Raw genomic sequence first — 18,676 nt, forward strand, 5'->3', positions numbered from 1 at the left:
GGGGGAGACTAGCCTGATCACATGACCGACATCTTCGACGTGATCGCGGACGGCACGAGGCGCGACATCCTCCAGCTCCTCCTGCGCAGGACCGCCGAGGGTGACGCGGGGACGAGCGTGAGCCAGATCGTCGCCGATCTGGGCATCAGTCAGCCCACCGTGTCGAAGCACCTCAAGGTGCTGCGCGACGCAGAGCTCGTCACCGTGCGCGAAGACGGGCAGCGGCGCTTCTACAGCTTGTCGGTCGCGCCGCTCGAAGCCGTCGACGACTGGCTCGTCCCCTTCCTCGTCGACGCATACGGCGATGAGGCGCCCGACGTCGATTATCCGGGGCAGCCTCTCCCCGACGGCGCCGCTCATGCCGCCGAGGTCGTCGGAAGGGCTGCGGCCTCGGCCGCGCACGCGGTCACGACCGCGCTGAAGCGGTTCGGCGGCTGAACGACGGTTCTCCCGACGGGTCGGGCCGTCTCTTCGTGCGCGGGCTCTCTCTTCGTGCGCGGGCTCTGCCGACGCCGGAAGGGCTCGCGGGGTCAGCGCCGCCCTGCCTTGCGGCGGAACAGCCAGGATCCCCAGACCACCGCGACCGCGAGGATGGCGAGGCACCAGCCGATCGCCCACCACGGCTCGGCGTGCAGCGGCGTGTCCATGAGGAGGCCGCGGATGGTCTCGACGATCGGCGTGATGGGCTGGTTCGCCGCCACCGGCTGCAACCACTCCGGCATGCTCGCGACGGGCACGAACGCGCTCGAGAGGTAGGGGAGGAAGAGCAGGATGAACCCGTATCCGTTGGCACCCTCCGGGCTCGCCGCCGCCAGGCCGATCGCGGCGAAGAGGTAGGTGAGGGCGAGGATGTACAGGGTGATCAGGGCGGCCAGGGCCACCCACTCGATGAACGACGCGGTCGGGCGGAACCCGACGAGCACGCCGACGCCGATCACGATGGCGGTCGCGACGAGGTTGCGCAGCACGCTCGCGATGACGTGACCGGTGAGCACGGCGCCGGCGCGCAACGGCATGGTGCGGAATCGGTCGATGATGCCCGAGCGCATGTCGCCGGCGACGTACACCGCGGTGGACGAGGCTCCGAAGCCGGCACACGTCAGGATGATGCCCGGCACGACATAGTCGACGTACGCCCCGGACGGATCGATCGCGCCGCCGAACACCCAGGTGAACATCAGCATGAGCATCACGGGGAGCATGATGGCCATGACGAGGGATTCCCCGTCGCGGAGCGAGTGGCGAAGGCTTCGTCCGACGAAGATGCTCTCCGCGGTGACGCCGCGCAGGCGCGGGCGCAGAGCCGGAGTCGATGCGGACGTGGTGTGTGCGTGGGCGAGGGTGCTCATGCGGGCTCCTTCAGGGTGATGGTGTCAGCGGAGTGTTCGGTGACGGCGAGGAAGACGTCGTCGAGGGTCGGGCGCCGCAGCGTGACGATGCCGTCCCGGCCCGACTCGTCGAGTCGATCGAGCGCGCGGCGCAGCCCCGACACCGATCCGTCGGTCGGGATCTCGCTGAGAAGCGTCCCTCGTGCGTCGTGGAGTTCGACGGTGTCGCCGCCGACACGCGCTTTCAACTCGGCGGCGGATCCCAGCGCGGCGATCCCTCCGTCGTGCAGCACGGCGATGCGGTCGGCGAGCTGATCCGCCTCCTCGAGGTACTGCGTCGTCATGAACACGGTCGTGCCCGCCGCGGCCAGCGAGCGGATGATGTCCCAGAGGTCGCGCCGGCTGCGGGTGTCCAGTCCCGTCGTCGGCTCGTCGAGGAAGAGGATCTCGGGCGCGATGACGAAGCTCAGCGCGAGGTCGAGTCTGCGGCGCATGCCCCCGGAGAACGTGCGGACGGGGCGCTTGGCGGCATCCGTCAGATCGAACTGCGCGATCAGCTCGGATGCCCTGCGACGGGCGGACGCGCGCCCGTAGCCGCTGAGCCGGGCGAACATCACGACGTTCTCCGAGGCGGTGAGCGCGTCGTCGACGGCGGCGGACTGACCGGTCAGGCTGATCCGCTGCTGCACGGCGGTGCTCTGCGTCCTGGTGTCGAAGCCTGCGACGGTGGCGGTGCCTGCGTCCGCGGCGACGAGCGTCGTGAGGATGTTGATGGTCGTGGTCTTGCCGGCTCCGTTCGGTCCGAGCAGTGCGAAGACCTCGCCGCGCGCGACGGTGAAGGAGAGGCCGTCCACGACGGGGCGTCCTCCGAAGGCCTTGCGCAGGCCCCGTACCTCGATGGCGGGGATCATGGTGTTCCTTTCTGTGTACGACTGAAACTGTGTATGAACAACGCAACTGTGTATGACAGTAACACACTGTTTAGAAGATAAACAGAAGTAGGATGGTTCCATGAGCGAGACCGAGGCGACCGAGCTTCCTCGCGGCATCGCCCTCGCCTGGGGCGTCGCCGCCAATCCCCAGCGCGGACCCAAGCGCGAGATGAGCGTGGAGCGGATCGTCGACGCCGCGGTGGAGCTGGCGGATGCCGACGGCATCGGCGCCGTGTCCATGGCCGCGGTCGCCGCGAAGCTGGGGTTCACCCCCATGTCGCTCTACCGCTACGTCAGCGCCAAGGACGACCTGCTTCTGCTGATGCAGGAACAGGCCACGGGGCTTCCCCCGGAGAGCCACCGTGAGCTCGACGGCTGGCGCGACAAGCTCCGCGCCCTCTTCGAAGCGCAGGTGCTGTGCTACCTGCGTCATCCCTGGATGCTGTCGCTGCCCATCGCCGGCTCGCCGATCACGCCGAACAGCTCGGCGTGGATGGAGGCCGGCCTCACTGCGCTCGAGGAGACCCCGCTCGACGCCGACGAGCGGCTGGCCGTGGCGCTGGCGATGACGGGCCACGCGCGCTGGTGCGGCATCGTGCAGGCGGGGTACGCCGAGGAGTCGCGCCGCACGGGACGGTCGGCGGCGGAGGTCTCCCAGAACGAGGCCGAGCTCTTCGATCGGGTCATCGATGCGACCGAGTTCCCGGCCCTGCGCCGGGCGATCGACGACGGCGTCTTCACCTCGGCCGCCGATCCGTTCCGCTTCGCCGTCGAACGCACGCTCGACGGGGTGTCGGCATACATCGACGCGCTCGACCGCGGCGAGCCCCGCGCCCTGCCGCACACCTGGCTCGCGGTCGATCCGGTCGAGCTCGCCGGCGACCGGCGCGTGCGCGAGGCGCAGAAGGCGGTGCGCGAGGCCGAGAAGGCGCTGCACGCCGCCAGGAAGGTGGAACGCCAAGCGCTCAAGGATGCCGCGGAGCGTATGGCGCGGGCGAAGCGGCAGGCCTGAGGTCTGTCGGCTCCCGCGGGCGCAGTTCACATCTGTCACCCGGGTTTACATGCGTCCCAGCAAGCACATAGAGTGTGCACATCGAGAAAGGGGTACGTGGGATGCCCGAAGTTCCTGACGTCCGGTTCCTGACCGTGGCAGAGGTCGCCGAGCTCATGCGTGTGTCGAAGATGACCGTGTATCGCCTCGTGCACGCGGGCGAGCTGCCCGCGATCCGGTTCGGGCGCAGCTTCCGCGTGCCCGAGTCGGCCGTGGCCGAGGCGTTACAGCGGCCGATCGCCGACGTCGGTTAGCGCTCGCGTCGTTTGCTAAGATGATCCGAGGCATTTTTCCGTGCCCGTACCCGGGTGTCCTTTTGTGCGACGCCCAGCCCCTGACGTAGTGAGGTTTCCGTGGGTTCTGTCATCAAGAAGCGCCGCAAGCGCATGGCGAAGAAGAAGCACCGCAAGCTGCTTCGCAAGACTCGCCACCAGCGCCGCAACAAGAAGTAAGCGGCCAGACACCGAGCGCCTGTCTTCGGACGGGCGCTTTGTGTCTCTGCCCCCGTCCAGAATCACGCCTCAGGAGGATGCCGTGAAGACGATCACCGTCAGCGAGCTCGCCGCGCGGGAGAACACCCCGCTCATCGACGTGCGCGAACCGGACGAGTTCGCGGCGGGTCACGTGCCCGGCGCCGTGAACATCCCCATGTCGCAGCTCGGCGACCGGCTCGAGGAGCTTCCCGGTGAGGCCTTCGACGTGATCTGCCAGATGGGCGGGCGGTCGGCGCGCGTGGTCGAGGCCCTCGAGGCCCGCGGCTACGACGCCACGAACGTCGAGGGCGGGACGGCCGCCTGGATCTCGGCCGGCCACGAGGTCGAGGTGCCGTCGGCGTGACCACGCTCACGCTCATCGGCAAGCCCGACTGCCATCTGTGCGACGTCGCGTCCGATGTGATCGACGCCGTCGTCGCCGAGCTGCCCGATGCCGCGGCCGAGCAGATCGAGATCGTCGAGGCATCCATCCAGGACGACCCCGCGCTGTACGAGATGTGGTGGGAGAAGATCCCCGTCGTGCTCATCGACGGCGAGTTCCACGCGCACTGGCGTGTGTCGCCCGAGCGGCTGCGCCACGCCCTCGAGGATGCGCTGCGGAGCGACGCGTCCGCCGACCAGGAGGTGTCCCGATGACCATCCGCCATGTGGTGAGCTGGAAGCTCGCCGCCGAAGACCCGGCTGTGCGTGCCGAGCAGGCGGCGGAGGTCGCTCGTCGTCTGCTCGCCCTCGACGGCGTCGTCCCTGAGCTGCGCGCGATCTCCGCGGGGGCGAACACGGCGTACCCCGACGCCAACTGGGACGTCACGCTCGTCGCGGACTTCGACTCGATCGCCGACCTGGAGCGCTACCAGGTGCATCCGGCGCACGAGGAGGTCGTCGCGTACGTGCGGTCGGTGGTGGCCTCGCGCGTGGCCGTCGACTTCGAGCTCTGAGCCCGGCCGCACTCGCAGGGCGCGCATCGGAGCACTTGAAACACAAATGTAACCGTCAGAACGCGGTTGCCGGTGGGGGCGTCGCCTGCGAGCGTGTTTAGATGATGTCCTACCCGTCCCGGGCACACAGCCCTCGTCACACAGGAGCAGATATGCAGCGCCGCACCATCATCGCCGGGATCGCACTCGCCGCGACCGCCACCCTCGCTCTCGCAGGGTGCGCGACCGGTGGTTCGGGCGACGGGGGCGGGTCGGGTTCCGGTGCCGGCGACGAGTACGGCCTCGTGCAGCCGGGAACGCTCACGGTCTGCTCCGACGTCCCGTACCCGCCGTTCGAGATGGAGGGCGGAGACAACGGCACGGGTTACACCGGTTTCGACATCGATCTGCTCGGAGCGATCGCGAAGAAGCTCGACCTCAAGCTCTCGGTGCAGGACGTGGGCTTCGAAGCGCTGCAGTCGGGCACCACGCTCGCCAACGGCACGTGCGATGTCGGCGCATCGGCCATGACGATCACCGAAGAGCGCAAGGCCAACATCGACTTCTCCGACCCCTACTACGACTCGCTGCAGTCGCTGCTCGTGCGCACCGACTCCGGCATCGAGAGCATCAAGGACCTCGACGGCAAGAACGTCGGCGTGCAGCAGGGCACCACGGGCGAGGCTTACGCGACCGAGAACGCTCCCGGAGCGGTCCTCGTGCAGTACCCGTCCGACGGCGAGCTGTGGCCCGCCATCCAAGCCGGGCAGATCGACGCGATCCTGCAGGACCAGCCCGTCAACCTCGAGCACGAGAAGGCCGACAAGGCGTACAAGATCGTCGAGACCTACAAGACCGACGAGTCCTACGGCTTCGCCTTCGCGAAGGGCGAGAAGGACGCCCTGCTGAAGGCGGTCAACGACGCGCTCGGCGAGCTGCGCGACAGCGGCGACTACCAGACGATCTACGACACCTACTTCGCCGCGAAGTAAGGCGGCGAGCAGGCGAATCGGGAGGGCCCCCACGATGGCGTTGAGGCGCACTCAGAAGCAGAAGCTGTATCGGTACTCCGTCTACGCGGTGCTCATCATCCTGGTCATCTGGGGTGTGCTGAGGACCGACTGGGCCGAGATCGGCAAGATGTTCTTCGACCCGGTGGTCGCGGCGAAGATGTTCCCGGGGATCATCACGACCGCACTCGTCAACACCCTGTGGTTCACCGCGGTCGCGTTCATCGGCGGATTGCTCCTCGGGGTCATCCTCGCGCTGCTGAAGATGTCGAGCATCGGCCCGTTCCGGTGGATCGCGACGGCGTGGATCGAGCTCTTCCGCGGACTCCCGGCGATCATGACGATCTTCGCGATCTCGCAGGTGCTGCCGATCGCGACGAAGATCCCCGGCCAGAAGCTCGGCGGGCCGGTCGTGCTCGGTCTCATCGGCTTGATCCTCGTGGCGTCCGCCTACATGGCCGAGACGATTCGCGCCGGCCTCCAGGCCGTGCCGAAGGGGCAGACCGAGGCGGCCCGTTCCCTCGGCATGTCTCCGATGAAGACGACCTTCTGGATCGTGGTCCCGCAGGGTTTCCGCATCATCATCCCGCCGCTGACGAACGAATTCGTGCTGCTGCTCAAGGACACCTCGCTGCTGTTCGTCGCAGGCACGTTCATCTGGTCGAAGGAGCTCACCAACTTCGCCAAGGACGCGACGACGCAGAACCAGAACGCGACACCCCTCGTGATGGCGGCGATCCTGTACCTGATCGTCACGATCCCCTTGACGCGGTTCACCGCGTACCTCGAGCGACGGATGGCGAAGCAGCGATGAGCACGGATCTGATCGACGTCCAGGCCCCCGCGATCGACGTGCAGGGGCTCGTCAAGACCTACGGCGACAACGAGGTGCTCAAGGGCATCGACCTCACCGTGACGGCCGGCGAGGTGGTGTGCGTGATCGGGCCGTCCGGGTCGGGCAAGTCGACGCTGCTGCGGTCGGTGAACCTCCTGGAGGAGCCGACCGCCGGCAAGGTGCTCATCGAGGGCATCGACATCACCGACCCCGACATCGACATCGACCGTGTGCGCACCCGCATCGGCATGGTTTTCCAGAGCTTCAACCTCTTCCCGCACATGAGCGTGCTCGACAACCTCACGATCGCGCAGCGGCGTGTGAAGAAGCGCTCGAAGGAGGAATCGGAGCGGGTCGCGCACGAGATGCTGGGCCGCGTCGGGATGGGGCATAAGGCGGATGCTTTCCCCGCGCAGCTGTCCGGAGGCCAGCAGCAGCGCGTGGCGATCGCCAGGGCGCTGTGCATGAATCCCGACATGATGCTGTTCGACGAGCCGACCTCGGCTCTCGACCCCGAGCTCGTGGGCGAGGTGCTCCAGGTCATGCGCTCCCTCGCCGACGAGGGCATGACGATGCTCGTCGTGACGCATGAGATGGGCTTCGCGCGCGAGGTCGGGTCACGCCTCATCTTCATGGACGGCGGGCACATCCTCGAGGAGGGCGACCCGCGTGAGGTGCTCGCCAACCCGAAGCACCAGCGCACGAAGGACTTCCTCTCCCGCGTGCTCTAGCGCTCAGATCGTATTCCCTTATACCGGTAGGGAACAGGGCTTTTCCTGCTCCGCGCCCTTTCCCCTCACGTAAGCTGGCGGCACCGGTCGCTGGGGTGGCCGGTGGTCGATCCAGCGAGTGATCGACATCTGGGGGGCTGCACTCGTCGACCCCGTTGTCGGGCGAGATGCGGTCGAACGCTGGGCAAGGGGGATGCGGGGTGGCACTTTTCAGCCGTCGTCGCCGGGGAACGGACGAGCAGTCCGACGCGAACGCGTCGATGCCCGACGCAGCCAAGGGCACGGATGACGCATGGGGCCCGTTCGAAGCGCTCTTCTCACCGAGTGCCGGGGTTCCGTCTGCTGCGCAGCCGATGCCGCGCTCCGACCGGCACGCGCATGCATCCCGTGCCGACGGCGGCCCGGTGCCGGCCGTTGCCGCGCCGACCGCTGCGGTGCCGAGCGTTGCGGTGCCGAGCGTTGCGGTGCCGAGCGTTGCGGTGCCGACCGTTGCGGTGCCGACCGGTCCGGTGTCGACCGGCCCGGTGCCGACTGACCCGGTGCCGACCGTTGCGATGCCGACCGGCCCGGCGCCCGCCCGCACCGACGCGTCCGTCCGCGCGACCGCTCACGTCGCCCTGGAAGACGTGAGCACCGGCCTGCCCTCGCTGCTCCCCGACGTCGGAGAGCCGCGGCACGCCGTGCCCTTCCGCGCGACGGCGACCGGCGCGTCGCGCCCTCGTAGTCTTCCGGATACTCCGGAACCCGAGCGAACGTCGTCGCTCAGCCTCACGGCAACCGAACAAGAGAGAGCAAGAATGGCAAATCTGGAACAGTCCGTACAGGAACTTCTGTCGATCGATGGCGCGACAGGCGCGGCGATCGTCGACTCGGCGTCGGGCATGGCGCTCGGCCAGGGCGGGCAGCCCGGGTTCGATCTCGGCGTCGCTGCGGCGGGGAACGCGAACGTCGTGCGCGCCAAGCTCCAGACCATGAAGGAACTCGGACTCGGCGGTCGGATCGATGACATCCTCATCACCCTCGATGAGCAGTACCACCTCATCAACGTGCTGAGGGGAAACGGCCTCGACAATCTCTTCATCTATCTGGTGCTCGACCGTGCGAAGTCGAATCTCGCACTGGCAAGGCACAAGCTCGCCGCGGTGGCTGCTCAGATCTCGATCTGAACAGCGCGAAGGGGGCCGTCAGACGCTGACGGCCCCCTTCGTCCATGGCGCCGGGGTTCGCGCCGCGCACGCATCCTCGGACGGTGCGGCCTCCCCGTGCCTCAGCCCTCGACGATCTCAGCGTCGGCGTTGCGGCGCACCGAGTCGATGCCGTTCAGCGCACCCGACTTCGACGTGTAGCTCTCGCTCGACAGCGCGATGATCTCCCCGTTTCCTGCCTTGAGGCGGAAACGGTATCCGCCGGACGAGTCGGTGTAGAGCTCCCACTTGCCTGCCATGAGGCGTCCTTTCTCTTCTGGACCGAGGGCGCGACGCCCCTCGGCATCACGGTAGCGCCGGCTCCGTCATGACGGAAGACCGGAATTTCAGCCGCGCGGATGCACGGCCACGGGCTCAGGGGCGACAGCGATCCGCACACGGTCCCCGAACGACGGACGGATGCCGGGACCGTGCTGCACGCGCACGAGCTCACCCGACTCCGTTCGGACGAGCGTGCGCCGCATGCTGCCGAGGAAGGTGCTCTCCTCGACCAGCGCGTCGGTGGCGGCCTCGGATTCCGTTGCGAAGAACACGTTCTCCGGGCGCAGGTAGACGTCGACGGGGCCGTCGGCTGGGGACTGCAGCGGCAGGCGCTGACCCCAGACCATGACGTGATCGCCGTCCGCGACCCCCGAGACCACGCTCGACAGCCCCATGAATGCCGCCACGTCCGCCGTCGACGGCGTGCGATAGAGCTGCTCGGGCGTGCCGATCTGCTCGATGGCGCCGGCGTTCATCACGGCGATTCGGTCCGAGACGGCAAGGGCCTCCTCCTGGTCGTGCGTGACGAACACGGTGGTGATGCCCAGCCGCAGCTGGATGCGGCGGATCTCATCGCGCAGCTGCACCCGCACCTTGGCGTCGAGAGCAGAAAGCGGTTCGTCGAGCAGCAGCACCTTCGGCTCGGTGACGAGCGCTCGCGCCAGCGCCACGCGCTGCTGCTGTCCGCCGGACAGCTGGTGCGGGAACCGGTCGGCGAAGTCCGCGAGGCCGACGAGCGCGAGGGCGTCGAGCGCTCGGGCCGCGGCATCCGCCTTGCCGACCCGGCGGCGCCGCAGGCCGAAGGCGGTGTTGTCGACGACGCGCAGATGCGGGAAGAGCGAGTACGACTGGAACACCATGCCGATGTCGCGCTTGTTCGTCGGCACGCGCGACACGTCCGCACCGCCCAGGAGCACGGTCCCCGCGTCGGCCCCTTCCAGCCCGGCGAGCACGCGCAGCAGCGTCGTCTTGCCGCATCCGGAGGGACCGAGCAGCGAGACGAACTCTCCCGGTGCGATGTCGAGATCGACGCAGTGGAGCACGGTGTGCGAGCCGTAGGCCTTCACGATCGACTGGAGCTGCACACGGGTGCCCTCGCCGGCGTCGGCGAGAAGCATGTTGTCAGCGGTGCGGGGGAGGGTCACGTCGATTCCCTTCGGTCGCTCTGTGCGACTCATGGACGGGGCTTTCCGGTTCCGCGTGCCACGCGGCCGATGAGCAGGAGCAGGACGAACACGAACAGGAGTGCCAGGAGCGTGAAGATCGCCGGTGCGTACGGGTCCTGCTTCTGCACGACCACCATCGCCGTCTGGAAGACCTGGCGGTTCAGCAGCGACGCGATCGTGAACTCCCCGAGGACGACGGCGATCGACAGGAGGGATGCCGCGAGCAGGCCCTGCCGCAGGTTCGGTGCGAGCACGCGCAGCACAACGGTGGGCCAGCCGGCTCCCAGCGATCGGGCGGCCTCGGAGAGCGTGCGGAGGTCGGCGGCGTCGATCGCAGCCTGGATCGACCGGTACGCGAACGGGAGCACCGTGATGCCGTACGCGAACGCCAGCGTCCACGTGCCCGTGCCGAGAGTGCGGCCGATCTGCAGATAGATGGGGGCGAGGCCGACGACGAGCACGATCGCCGGGATCGAGATCGGCAGCAGCACCGTGAACTCGAAGGCGGGCTTCAGCGCGGGGAACCGCAGGTTCACCAGGATCATCGTGGGCGCCAGGAGCAGCAGGACGATCGCGACGGTGACGACGGCGAGGATCAGCGAGTTGCCGAGCCCCACCCAGATGGGCCGGATCGCGGCGGAGTGGGCCGGGTCGAACAACGCGGCCCAGCGCGATAACGACACGCCGCCCTCGGGGTCGCGGAGCGTGAAGAGCAAGGTCGAGACGAGCGGGACGGCGAAGAACGCGCCGACGACGAGGGCGATCACCCAGCGGGTCACGCGCGACGGGCCGAGACGGTTCATGCCTGCCACCTCGCTGCGCGTCGCTGCACCAGGGAGTACAGCGCCATGACGATCCCGACGACGACGACCATCCCGAGCGCCAGGGCGCCGGCGAGGTTCTCACGACCGAGCACGGTCTCGCTGGTGAGCGCAGCGCGGATCTGCAGCGGCACGATCTGCGAACCCTGGCTGGCGAGCGCGGCCGCCGTGGCGTACGACGAGAACGCGTTCGCGAACAGCAGCAGCACGCTCGCGAGGAACGACGGAGCCAGCACGGGGATCCCCACTCGGAGCCAGAAGCTCGCGCGCGTGCCGCCGAGCGTGAGGTTCGCCTCGGCCCACTGCGGCTTGAGCGCTGCCAGGGCCGGCATGAAGGTGATCACCATGAGCGGCACCTGGAAGTAGATGTACGGCAGCACGAGGCCGGGGAGCTCGTAGAGCCACGTGCCGTCCTCGTAGATGTTCACGCCCCACGAGTCGCGCAGGAAGACCGTGAGCACGCCCTGGATGCCGATCGTCGCGATGAACGCGAAGGCGAGCGTGACGCCGCCGAACTGTGCCAGTACGCCGGCCGCGGCGTCGACCATGCTGCGCACGACCCCGTCGGGGTTCAGGCCGAGCAGCGCGTAGCAGACGAGAGCGCCGACCGCGGCGCCGACGAGCGCGGTGAGCAGCGACAGCCCAGCGGAGTTCGCGAACGTCGCAAGGACCACCGGGGCGCCGAGAGCTCCGAGGTTGGTCCAGGTGAAGGCGCCGTCCTTCGTGACGAAGCCGGAGCCGATGGCGAGCACGGTCGGCACCGCCAGGAAGAGCACCACATACGCGGCGAACGGCACGAGCCCCAGCCACGCGGTCGACGGGGTCGCACGCCGGGGCTGCACGGCCGGCGCGAGCCCGGAGGGGGTGGGGGCGGATGCCGCGGCATCCACCCCCGTCGTCACGACAGCGGTCACTGGACTGCCGCTGCCCACTTCTCGCCGAGGAGCTTGCCGGCGTCGGCGCTCTGCTGCTCCGTCGGGACGACCGTCTCGGACGGGACCTCCGGGAGCGCTGCGGCGAGCTCGGCGTCGATGGTGCCGGCATCCGTCATGGCCTCCATGCGCGCGGGGCGGGCGCCGCCCTTGAGCCACAGGTTCTGCACCTCGTCGCTGTAGAGGAATTCCTGCCACAGGCGAGCCGCTGCCGGGTGCGGAGCGTCCTTGTTGATGGCCTGGTTGTAGTACCCGGCGTACCCGGTGCCGTCGAGGACGACGACCTTCCAGTCCTTGTTGTCCTTCTGGTGGGCCGCGTTCAGGTAGTCCCAGTCGAAGACGACCGGGGTCTCGCCGCTCGCGACGGTGGCCGTCGTCACATCGACCTTGAGCAGGTTTCCCGCCTTCTGCAGCTCGGCGAAGAAGTCGATGCCCGGCTGGAAGTCGTCGAGCGTGCCACCGGACTGCACGGTGGCGAGGCCGACGGCCGCGAAAGCCGCGCCGGCCTGCGTGGGGTCGCCGTTGATCGCCACGGCGCCCTTGTAGTCGGCGCCCAGAAGGTCGTCGAGGGAGGTCGGCTCGGGGAACTTCGACGAGTCGTAGCCGATCGACATGTACCCGCCGTAGTCGCCGACGAAGAGCCCGCTGGGCTCCTTGAGGGCGTCAGGGATCTCGTCCCACGTCTGCACCTTGTACGGAGCGAAGACGTCGGTGTTCTGCAGAGCGACGGTCAGCCCCAGGTCGAAGACGTCGGGCGCGGTGTCCAGCCCCTCGTTCGTCTTCGCTGCCTGGATCTCCTCGGCGCTGGAGACGTCGGGCGATGCCTCGTTGATCGTGATCTCCGGGTACTTCTCGGCGAAGAGGTCGAGGATCTCGCCGTAGTTGGCCCAGTCACGCGGCAGGGCGATGACGTTCAGCGCGCCCTCCGCCTTGGCCGCAGCCTCGAGGTCGGCGAACGTGCCGAAGTCGGCGACGGAGGTTGCGGATGCCGCATCGACGTCGCCGCCTGCGGCGGCGGAGGCGTCTCCGTCGGATGCGCAGCCAGTGAGGGCGAACGCGGCGGTGGCGGCGAGGGCGATGCCGGCGCCGAAGCGGGCGCGGCGGGGGAAGTGTGCCATGGGGGTCCTCTCGGTGTCCGGCCGGGTCAGCCGGGTCGGGTTGCGATCGGACGCTACGCGGCGTGGGTTACGCGGCGACCCGGTGGCGGTGAACGAGCGGTGACGGAGCGGTTGCGCGTCGGCAGACGGGTGCCGCGGCATCCGTCTGACATCCTGGAGGGATGGATATCGGCGCACTCCTCGGTCTCGAGCATCTGACATGGGGAGTGCTGATCCTCGTGGTGGTGGCCGCCTTCGGCGCCGGCTGGATCGACGCGGTCGTCGGCGGCGGCGGACTGCTGCAGCTGCCGGCGCTGCTGCTCATCCCCGGGATAGCTCCGGTGCAGGCGCTGGCCACCAACAAGCTCGCGTCGGTGTTCGGCACCGCGACGAGCAGCGTCACCTATTACCGTCGAGCGAAGCCCGACATCCGCACGGCCATCCCGATGGCGGCGATCGCGCTCGCCGGATCATTCGGCGGAGCGGCGGTCGCGACCGTGCTCCCGTCGGCCGCGTTCAAGCCGATCATCGTCGTCGCGCTGCTCGCCGTGGCGCTGTTCACGGCGTTCCGTCCGCAGCTCGGCGCCGCAACCCGACTGCGCTTCAGCGGTCACAAGCACCACATCATGGCCGGTGCGGCGGGGCTCGGCATCGGCTTCTACGACGGCATGATCGGACCGGGCACGGGCACCTTCCTCGTGATCGCCCTCGTCGCCCTGCTCGGCTACGACTTCCTGCAGGCGAGCGCGAAGGCCAAGATCGTCAACTTCGCCACCAACGCCGGAGCCCTCCTGCTCTTCATCCCGCACGGGTCGGTGCTGTGGCTGCTGGGCGGCATCCTCGCCGTCGCCAATGTCGCAGGGAGCTACCTGGGATCGCGCATGGCTGTCTCGCGCGGCGCCCGATTCATCCGGATCGTCTTCCTCGTCGTCGTCATCGCGCTGATCGCGAAGCTCGGCGTCGACGTGTGGAACGAGAACATCGCGCCTGCACTCGCCGCCTGAGGTCTGCCCCTCCGCTTGCCGGCTCCGGATGCCGGCTCCCGCCCTGCGACGTCGAGACCCCCACCTGTCGCCGAGACCTGCGGGTATACCCGCAGGTCTCGGCGAGAGGAGAGAGACGGGTCAGACCTCGGCGGAGTCCGGCACGGCATCCACTCCGGCCTCCTTGCGCTGCTCGGCCGTGATCGGCGCGGGCGCGGAGGTCAGCGGATCGAAGCCGTTGCCCGACTTCGGGAAGGCGATGACATCGCGGATCGACTCGGTCTTCGACAGGTGCTGCAGCACCCGGTCCATGCCGAGGGCGATGCCGCCGTGCGGCGGTGCGCCGAACTTGAACGCGTCGAGCAGGAAGCCGAACTGCTCCTGCGCGACCTCGTCGCTGATGCCCATGACCTCGAACACGCGCTTCTGGATGTCCTCGCGGTGGATGCGGATCGAGCCGCCGCCGAGCTCCGAGCCGTTGCACACGATGTCGTACGCGTAGGCGAGAGCCGAGCCGGGGTCGGTGTCGAACGTGTCCTCGAACTCCGGCTTGGGGCCGGTGAACGCGTGGTGCACGGCCGTCCATGCGCCTGCTCCCACGGCCACGTCGCCCGACGCCACGGCATCCGCTGCGGGCTCGAACATCGGAGCGTCGACGACCCACGTGAACGCGAACTCGTCCGGGTTCAGGTAGCCGAGGCGGCGGCCGATCTCCACGCGCGCGGCGCCGAGGAGCGCTCGGCTCTCCTTCGCGGATCCGGCGGCGAAGAACACGCAGTCGCCCGGCTCAGCGCCGACGAACTCCGCGAGGCCGGCCTGCTCGGTCTCGGACAGGTTCTTCGCGGCGGGTCCGCCGAGCGACCCGTCCTCGTTGAACAGCACGTACGCCAGTCCGCGGGCCCCGCGCTGCTTGGCCCAGTCCTGCCACGCGTCGAGCTGCTTGCGCGGCTGCGAAGCGCCGCCCGGCATCCGCACCGCACCGACGTACTCGGACTGGAACACTCGGAACGGCGTGTTCGCGAAGTACTCCGTCGCGTCGACGAGCTCGAGCCCGAAACGCAGGTCGGGCTTGTCGGAGCCGTATTTCGCCATGGCGTCGGCGTAGGTGATGCGCGGCAGCGGGGTCTGCACCTCGACGCCGATGGTCTTCCACATCGCGACGATGAGGCGCTCCATGAGGGCGATGACGTCCTCCTGGTCGACGAAGCTCATCTCGATGTCGAGCTGCGTGAACTCGGGCTGGCGGTCGGCGCGGAAGTCCTCGTCGCGGTAGCACCGCGCGATCTGGAAGTACTTCTCGATGCCGCCGACCATGAGCAGCTGCTTGAACAGCTGCGGCGACTGCGGGAGGGCGTACCAGCTGCCGGGGTGCAGGCGAGCGGGCACGACGAAGTCGCGGGCGCCCTCGGGCGTCGAACGCGTGAGCGTCGGCGTCTCGACCTCGGTGAAGCCGTCGTCGTGCAGCACGTCGCGGATGGCCTTGTACACGTCGGAGCGCAGACGGAGAGCGGATGCCGCGGCCGGACGGCGCAGGTCGAGGTAACGGTACTTGAGCCGCACCTCCTCGCCGACGTTCTCGGTGTCGGCCAGCGCTGTCGAGACCTGGAACGGCAGCGGCGCTGACTCGTTGAGCACCACGACGTCGGTCGCGATGAGCTCGATCTCCCCGGTCGGCAGGTTCGGGTTCTCGTTGCCATCGGGGCGGCGCGACACCTCACCGGTGACCTTGAGGACGAACTCGTTGCGCAGCGGGTGGGCCACCTCTTCGTCGCGGATGACGACCTGGGCGATGCCCGACTCGTCGCGCAGATCGATGAACGCCACGCCTCCGTGATCGCGACGACGATCGACCCAGCCCGTGAGGGTGACGGTCTGACCGATGTGCTCGGCTCGCAGGGAGCCGGCGGAGTGTGTGCGCAGCACGGAGGATTCCTCCTGATCTGAGAAATGACGGTTCCGCCCATTCTACGGTGGCGGCAGGAGCGTCTCCGTCGGCGCGAGATCGTCTCCGTCGGCGCGAGGTCAGTAGGATCGCGGGGGACGAAAGGGGCCAGAGGATGCCGGCATCCCGATTGCATCTCGTGCGTCACGGCGAGGTGCACAACCCCGACCGCGTGCTCTACGGACGCCTTCCGCACTATCACCTCAGCGAGGCGGGGCGTCGGATGGCGTCGGCCGCTGCCGAGCACGTCGCCGCGCTCGGCCGTCCGGTCACGTCGCTGCGCTGCTCGCCGCTCGAGCGCACACAGGAGTCCGCGGCGCCGTTCGCGGAGAGGTTCGGGCTGACCCCGGAGATCGACGAGCGCGTGATCGAGCCCACCAACGTGTTCGAGGGGACGCGCATGCGGCGCTCGCTCATGAACCCGCTGAACTGGTGGCACCTGCGCCAGCCCTCCGTGCCGAGCTGGGGTGAGGCGTACGCGTCGATCGCCGAGCGGATGCTGAGCGCGATGGACGAGGCGTGGGACGACGCCCCCGACGGCGACGCCGTGATCGTGTCGCACCAGGCGCCCATCTGGATCACGCACCTGCGGGTCGCCGGACTCCCGCTGCGTCACGATCCGCGCTCCCGGCGCTGCGCGCTGTCGAGCGTGACATCGTTCGAGCGCGTGGGTGACGTGTGGCGCGAGGTCGACTACGCCGAGCCGGCTGCGGGCGGCATCGACCTCGGCGCGGTCTGACGGGCCTGTCGGGGTTTCGAGTCGCATGAATTGCCCTCTCCGGGCCGGAATCGGGGCAAATCATGCGACTCGAAGTTGCGGGCGTCAGCTGCCCATGAGCGACTGCACCATGCCGACGGCCGCGAGTTGACCGGCTGCGGCCGCCGCGATCACCGACGCCATCGGTCCCGGCAGGGCAGCGCGATGCGCGAGGTCGCCCGCCGCCGAGACCCCCAGCACCGAGGTGCGGCCGAAGTCGTCGATCTCCACGGCCCCCGACGGCAGCATCCGCAGTCCGAGCTGCTCGGCGAACGGGGCTCGCTGGCGCAGGGTCCCCGAGGCCACGAAGACGCCGGCGACCTCGGACGTGCCGTCGTCCGTCACGACCGACACGCCTCCGGATGCCGCGTCAGCCACCTCGCGGACGGGACTGTCGCTGACGCGCGCGCCCGCGACCTCGAGTGCTCGCCGCTCGTCGTCGGTGTACGTCGTGCCGATCGGGAAAGCGGTGATCGACGAGGCGATGCGCCCGAGCAGGCCGAGAAGATGACCGGCCCGCTCGGCCGCGCCCAGCACGGCGATGGGCTTGTCTGCGTGCTCGTGACCGTCGCAGAACGGGCAGCTGAAGGCCTTCACACCCCACAGGGCGCCCAGTCCCGGCACGTCGGGGAGGTCGTCGGCCATCCCGGTGGCGAGGATGAGGCGTCTGGCGATGGCGGTCGTGCCGTCGGCGAGGCGCACTGCGAACTGCCCCTCCGCCTCCGCAGAGACGTGCTCGGCGGCGAGCGACCGGACCTCGATGCCGGCGTACTCCGAGAGCTGAGCCCTGGCGGTCTCGCGGAACACCGAGGGCGGTGTGCCGTCGTTGGCGATCACGTTGTGCATGTGCAGCACGGTGCCGTTGCGGTACTCGCCGGAGTCGAGCAGCAGCGCCGAGCGGTGCATACGGCCGAGGGTCAGGGCGGCCTGTAATCCTGCGGGTCCTCCGCCGATGATGATGACGTCGTGCATGTGCGTCCTTCCGTCGATGGGTTGCGTTCGTGCTCAGTCTGTGACTTCATGTCGACATGAAGTCAAGCGACCAGCATCCGTGGTCCGTCGGCGACGTCGCCGCCCGATTCGACCTGCCGACCAACGTGCTGCGGCACTGGGAATCCGTCGGCCTGCTGCGGCCCGCACGGGATGCCGCGGGGAGGCGCCGATACGGCGAAGACGACATCGTGCGCATCGCGGTGATCCAGCGCAGCAAGGCCGCGGGCATGAGCCTCGAGCAGATCGGCGTGCTGCTCGACGACGGAAGCGCGGGGCGCCACCAGGTCTTGCAGGCGCATCTCGACGAGCTCGACCGGCGCATGGACGAGATGAGGCGCTCACGAGCGATGACGGAGCACGCCATGAGGTGCCGGTCGCACGACATCGCCACGTGTCCGAGGTTCCGCGCCGGGGTGGCCGACGTGCTCGCCCGGTTCTGAGGAGCCTCCCCGACGTCGTTCGAGTCGCACGAATTGCCCCGAAAAGGCCGAAAACAGGGCGAATCATGCGACTCGAAAGCGTGGGAGACGCCCGGCCCACGCATAGGAACCCCTGCGTAAGCTGGAAGGCGTGCCACTCGCCTCGACGGTTCGTCCGATCCGCAGCGGCCGCCGCTCCTGCATCCGCCTCCGTCGCGGTGCGGTCGGAGTCGCGCTCGCTGCGGTGTTCGCCGTCGGTCTGAGCGCCTGCGCCCCCGACCCGGTGAGCGAGTCGTTCCTCAGCGGGGAGAACACCGGCTACGTCGCCGCCGACGGCGCGATCACCGAGATCCCGGTCGCCGAGCGCGGCGAGCCCGTCGAATTCGGCGGCGTCACCGAATCCGGAGACGCGTTCGACAGCGACGACATCGCCGGACAGGTCGCGGTCGTCAACTTCTGGTACGCCGGCTGCGCCCCGTGCCGCGTGGAGGCGGGGGCGCTCGAAGAGGTCTGGCAGAAGTTCGAGGGCCAGGGGGTGTCGTTCATCGGCGTCAACACCCGCGACCAGCCCGACACCGCGAAGGCCTTCTCGCAGGAGTACGGCGTCACGTACCCGAGCCTCATCGACGTCGACACGGCGGAGGCCAAGCTCGCGTTCGCCGCGGCCGTTCCGATCCAGGCGACGCCGACCACGCTCGTGCTCGACAAGCAGGGCAGGGTCGCCGCCCGCATCATCGGTCCGATCGACGGTCCGTCGATCCTCTCGACGCTCGTCAAGGACGCGCTGGCGGAGGACTCGTGAGCC

24 protein-coding genes are annotated in these 18,676 nt (G+C 68.9%); 15 read left to right on the forward strand and 9 right to left on the reverse strand.

Annotation, left to right across the window (positions count from 1 at the left end):
* The first annotated feature begins 21 nt into the window (after positions 1–21).
* The gene (locus tag AB663_RS07345; RefSeq protein WP_067197416.1) at positions 22–438 is read left to right on the forward strand and encodes an ArsR/SmtB family transcription factor; all 417 of its coding nucleotides are present in this window, start codon (positions 22–24) and stop codon (positions 436–438) included.
* Between the two features lie 92 nt (positions 439–530).
* On the opposite strand, the gene AB663_RS07350 is transcribed toward AB663_RS07345, so the two are convergent.
* Positions 531–1,349: an ABC transporter permease gene (locus AB663_RS07350; protein ID WP_067197419.1), complete on the reverse strand. Its 819-nt coding sequence runs from the start codon at positions 1,347–1,349 to the stop codon at positions 531–533.
* Positions 1,346–2,239 carry an ATP-binding cassette domain-containing protein gene (locus tag AB663_RS07355; RefSeq protein ID WP_067197423.1) on the reverse strand — a complete coding sequence of 298 codons (894 nt, stop codon included), beginning with the start codon at positions 2,237–2,239 and terminating at the stop codon, positions 1,346–1,348. Before AB663_RS07355 ends, AB663_RS07350 begins: the two co-directional genes overlap by 4 nt.
* A 100-nt stretch (positions 2,240–2,339) precedes the next feature.
* Here AB663_RS07355 and AB663_RS07360 point away from each other — a divergent pair, with 100 nt between their 5' ends.
* From AB663_RS07360 to AB663_RS17550, 10 genes are all read left to right on the forward strand, one after another.
* Positions 2,340–3,272: a TetR/AcrR family transcriptional regulator gene (locus AB663_RS07360; protein ID WP_067197426.1), complete on the forward strand. Its 933-nt coding sequence runs from the start codon at positions 2,340–2,342 to the stop codon at positions 3,270–3,272.
* A gap of 101 nt (positions 3,273–3,373) precedes the next feature.
* Positions 3,374–3,565, forward strand: coding sequence for a helix-turn-helix domain-containing protein (locus AB663_RS07365; RefSeq protein ID WP_067197429.1), 192 nt, complete (start codon positions 3,374–3,376; stop codon positions 3,563–3,565).
* Between the two features lie 99 nt (positions 3,566–3,664).
* Positions 3,665–3,763, forward strand: a complete 99-nt coding sequence (locus tag AB663_RS16885) for a 30S ribosomal protein bS22 (RefSeq protein ID WP_003792170.1) — start codon at positions 3,665–3,667, stop codon at positions 3,761–3,763.
* 82 nt (positions 3,764–3,845) lie between these two features.
* Positions 3,846–4,148 carry a rhodanese-like domain-containing protein gene (locus AB663_RS07370; protein ID WP_067197432.1) on the forward strand — a complete coding sequence of 101 codons (303 nt, stop codon included), beginning with the start codon at positions 3,846–3,848 and terminating at the stop codon, positions 4,146–4,148.
* Positions 4,145–4,441 carry a glutaredoxin family protein gene (locus AB663_RS07375; protein WP_067197435.1) on the forward strand — a complete coding sequence of 99 codons (297 nt, stop codon included), beginning with the start codon at positions 4,145–4,147 and terminating at the stop codon, positions 4,439–4,441. The genes AB663_RS07370 and AB663_RS07375 overlap by 4 nt, the downstream gene beginning before the upstream one ends.
* Positions 4,438–4,740 carry a Dabb family protein gene (locus AB663_RS07380; protein ID WP_067197438.1) on the forward strand — a complete coding sequence of 101 codons (303 nt, stop codon included), beginning with the start codon at positions 4,438–4,440 and terminating at the stop codon, positions 4,738–4,740. The genes AB663_RS07375 and AB663_RS07380 overlap by 4 nt, the downstream gene beginning before the upstream one ends.
* 152 nt (positions 4,741–4,892) lie before the next feature.
* Positions 4,893–5,711: a transporter substrate-binding domain-containing protein gene (locus AB663_RS07385; protein ID WP_067197442.1), complete on the forward strand. Its 819-nt coding sequence runs from the start codon at positions 4,893–4,895 to the stop codon at positions 5,709–5,711.
* Between the two features lie 34 nt (positions 5,712–5,745).
* Positions 5,746–6,543 (forward strand): amino acid ABC transporter permease, encoded by a 798-nt coding sequence (locus AB663_RS07390; RefSeq protein ID WP_067197445.1) that lies wholly within the window; start codon positions 5,746–5,748, stop codon positions 6,541–6,543.
* On the forward strand, positions 6,540–7,295 hold the full coding sequence (locus AB663_RS07395; protein WP_067197448.1) for an amino acid ABC transporter ATP-binding protein: 756 nt from the start codon (positions 6,540–6,542) through the stop codon (positions 7,293–7,295). Before AB663_RS07390 ends, AB663_RS07395 begins: the two co-directional genes overlap by 4 nt.
* A gap of 200 nt (positions 7,296–7,495) precedes the next feature.
* Entirely contained in the window at positions 7,496–8,461 is a 966-nt protein-coding gene (locus tag AB663_RS17550; RefSeq protein ID WP_232304663.1) for a hypothetical protein, read from the forward strand.
* 101 nt (positions 8,462–8,562) lie between these two features.
* Here the strand turns inward: AB663_RS17550 and AB663_RS16890 are convergent, their stop codons facing one another.
* The 5 genes from AB663_RS16890 to AB663_RS07420 all read right to left on the reverse strand — a co-directional run bounded on the left by AB663_RS16890 (position 8,563) and on the right by AB663_RS07420 (position 12,798).
* A complete protein-coding gene (locus tag AB663_RS16890; RefSeq protein WP_083511159.1) occupies positions 8,563–8,739 on the reverse strand; it encodes a YegP family protein in 177 nt (58 codons plus the stop codon).
* A gap of 87 nt (positions 8,740–8,826) precedes the next feature.
* Complete coding sequence (locus AB663_RS07405; protein WP_083511160.1) at positions 8,827–9,939, reverse strand: ABC transporter ATP-binding protein; 1,113 nt, start codon at positions 9,937–9,939, stop codon at positions 8,827–8,829.
* Positions 9,936–10,730, reverse strand: a complete 795-nt coding sequence (locus tag AB663_RS07410) for an ABC transporter permease (protein ID WP_067197450.1) — start codon at positions 10,728–10,730, stop codon at positions 9,936–9,938. The genes AB663_RS07405 and AB663_RS07410 overlap by 4 nt, the downstream gene beginning before the upstream one ends.
* Complete coding sequence (locus AB663_RS07415; protein ID WP_067197453.1) at positions 10,727–11,662, reverse strand: ABC transporter permease; 936 nt, start codon at positions 11,660–11,662, stop codon at positions 10,727–10,729. The genes AB663_RS07410 and AB663_RS07415 overlap by 4 nt, the downstream gene beginning before the upstream one ends.
* Positions 11,659–12,798: an ABC transporter substrate-binding protein gene (locus AB663_RS07420; protein ID WP_067197456.1), complete on the reverse strand. Its 1,140-nt coding sequence runs from the start codon at positions 12,796–12,798 to the stop codon at positions 11,659–11,661. The genes AB663_RS07415 and AB663_RS07420 overlap by 4 nt, the downstream gene beginning before the upstream one ends.
* A 161-nt stretch (positions 12,799–12,959) precedes the next feature.
* Here AB663_RS07420 and AB663_RS07425 point away from each other — a divergent pair, with 161 nt between their 5' ends.
* The gene (locus tag AB663_RS07425) at positions 12,960–13,781 is read left to right on the forward strand and encodes a sulfite exporter TauE/SafE family protein (RefSeq protein WP_067197460.1); all 822 of its coding nucleotides are present in this window, start codon (positions 12,960–12,962) and stop codon (positions 13,779–13,781) included.
* A 120-nt stretch (positions 13,782–13,901) separates the two neighbouring features.
* On the opposite strand, the gene aspS is transcribed toward AB663_RS07425, so the two are convergent.
* Positions 13,902–15,683 carry an aspartate--tRNA ligase gene (aspS, locus tag AB663_RS07430; protein ID WP_067197462.1) on the reverse strand — a complete coding sequence of 594 codons (1,782 nt, stop codon included), beginning with the start codon at positions 15,681–15,683 and terminating at the stop codon, positions 13,902–13,904.
* Positions 15,684–15,817: 134 nt separating this feature from the next.
* On the opposite strand from aspS, the gene AB663_RS07435 reads away from it, so the two are divergent.
* Positions 15,818–16,441, forward strand: coding sequence for a histidine phosphatase family protein (locus AB663_RS07435; RefSeq protein ID WP_067197465.1), 624 nt, complete (start codon positions 15,818–15,820; stop codon positions 16,439–16,441).
* An 84-nt stretch (positions 16,442–16,525) separates the two neighbouring features.
* On the opposite strand, the gene AB663_RS07440 is transcribed toward AB663_RS07435, so the two are convergent.
* Positions 16,526–17,431 (reverse strand): NAD(P)/FAD-dependent oxidoreductase, encoded by a 906-nt coding sequence (locus AB663_RS07440; protein ID WP_067197468.1) that lies wholly within the window; start codon positions 17,429–17,431, stop codon positions 16,526–16,528.
* A gap of 56 nt (positions 17,432–17,487) precedes the next feature.
* On the opposite strand from AB663_RS07440, the gene AB663_RS07445 reads away from it, so the two are divergent.
* Both AB663_RS07445 and AB663_RS07450 read left to right on the forward strand, forming a co-directional pair.
* Positions 17,488–17,892, forward strand: coding sequence for a MerR family transcriptional regulator (locus AB663_RS07445; protein WP_067197471.1), 405 nt, complete (start codon positions 17,488–17,490; stop codon positions 17,890–17,892).
* Positions 17,893–18,022: 130 nt separating this feature from the next.
* Positions 18,023–18,673: a TlpA family protein disulfide reductase gene (locus AB663_RS07450; RefSeq protein ID WP_083511161.1), complete on the forward strand. Its 651-nt coding sequence runs from the start codon at positions 18,023–18,025 to the stop codon at positions 18,671–18,673.
* Positions 18,674–18,676 lie beyond the last annotated feature (3 nt).

This window comes from Microbacterium sp. XT11, from assembly GCF_001513675.1.
In the GTDB taxonomy this organism is placed as follows: domain Bacteria; phylum Actinomycetota; class Actinomycetes; order Actinomycetales; family Microbacteriaceae; genus Microbacterium.

Excerpts from the sequence above, each read along its gene's own strand:
- AB663_RS16890 (WP_083511159.1), bottom strand. The coding sequence starts at position 8,739 with ATGGCAGGCAAGTGGGAGCTCTACACCGACTCGTCCGGCGGATACCGT.
- AB663_RS07345 (WP_067197416.1), top strand. The coding sequence starts at position 22 with ATGACCGACATCTTCGACGTGATCGCGGACGGCACGAGGCGCGACATC.
- AB663_RS07425 (WP_067197460.1), top strand. The coding sequence starts at position 12,960 with ATGGATATCGGCGCACTCCTCGGTCTCGAGCATCTGACATGGGGAGTG.
- AB663_RS07350 (WP_067197419.1), bottom strand. The coding sequence starts at position 1,349 with ATGAGCACCCTCGCCCACGCACACACCACGTCCGCATCGACTCCGGCT.
- AB663_RS07385 (WP_067197442.1), top strand. The coding sequence starts at position 4,893 with ATGCAGCGCCGCACCATCATCGCCGGGATCGCACTCGCCGCGACCGCC.
- AB663_RS07395 (WP_067197448.1), top strand. The coding sequence starts at position 6,540 with ATGAGCACGGATCTGATCGACGTCCAGGCCCCCGCGATCGACGTGCAG.
- AB663_RS07420 (WP_067197456.1), bottom strand. The coding sequence starts at position 12,798 with ATGGCACACTTCCCCCGCCGCGCCCGCTTCGGCGCCGGCATCGCCCTC.
- AB663_RS07365 (WP_067197429.1), top strand. The coding sequence starts at position 3,374 with ATGCCCGAAGTTCCTGACGTCCGGTTCCTGACCGTGGCAGAGGTCGCC.
- AB663_RS07355 (WP_067197423.1), bottom strand. The coding sequence starts at position 2,239 with ATGATCCCCGCCATCGAGGTACGGGGCCTGCGCAAGGCCTTCGGAGGA.
- AB663_RS07405 (WP_083511160.1), bottom strand. The coding sequence starts at position 9,939 with ATGAGTCGCACAGAGCGACCGAAGGGAATCGACGTGACCCTCCCCCGC.
- AB663_RS07380 (WP_067197438.1), top strand. The coding sequence starts at position 4,438 with ATGACCATCCGCCATGTGGTGAGCTGGAAGCTCGCCGCCGAAGACCCG.
- AB663_RS07445 (WP_067197471.1), top strand. The coding sequence starts at position 17,488 with ATGAAGTCAAGCGACCAGCATCCGTGGTCCGTCGGCGACGTCGCCGCC.
- AB663_RS07410 (WP_067197450.1), bottom strand. The coding sequence starts at position 10,730 with ATGAACCGTCTCGGCCCGTCGCGCGTGACCCGCTGGGTGATCGCCCTC.
- AB663_RS07360 (WP_067197426.1), top strand. The coding sequence starts at position 2,340 with ATGAGCGAGACCGAGGCGACCGAGCTTCCTCGCGGCATCGCCCTCGCC.
- AB663_RS07435 (WP_067197465.1), top strand. The coding sequence starts at position 15,818 with ATGCCGGCATCCCGATTGCATCTCGTGCGTCACGGCGAGGTGCACAAC.
- AB663_RS07440 (WP_067197468.1), bottom strand. The coding sequence starts at position 17,431 with ATGCACGACGTCATCATCATCGGCGGAGGACCCGCAGGATTACAGGCC.
- AB663_RS07390 (WP_067197445.1), top strand. The coding sequence starts at position 5,746 with ATGGCGTTGAGGCGCACTCAGAAGCAGAAGCTGTATCGGTACTCCGTC.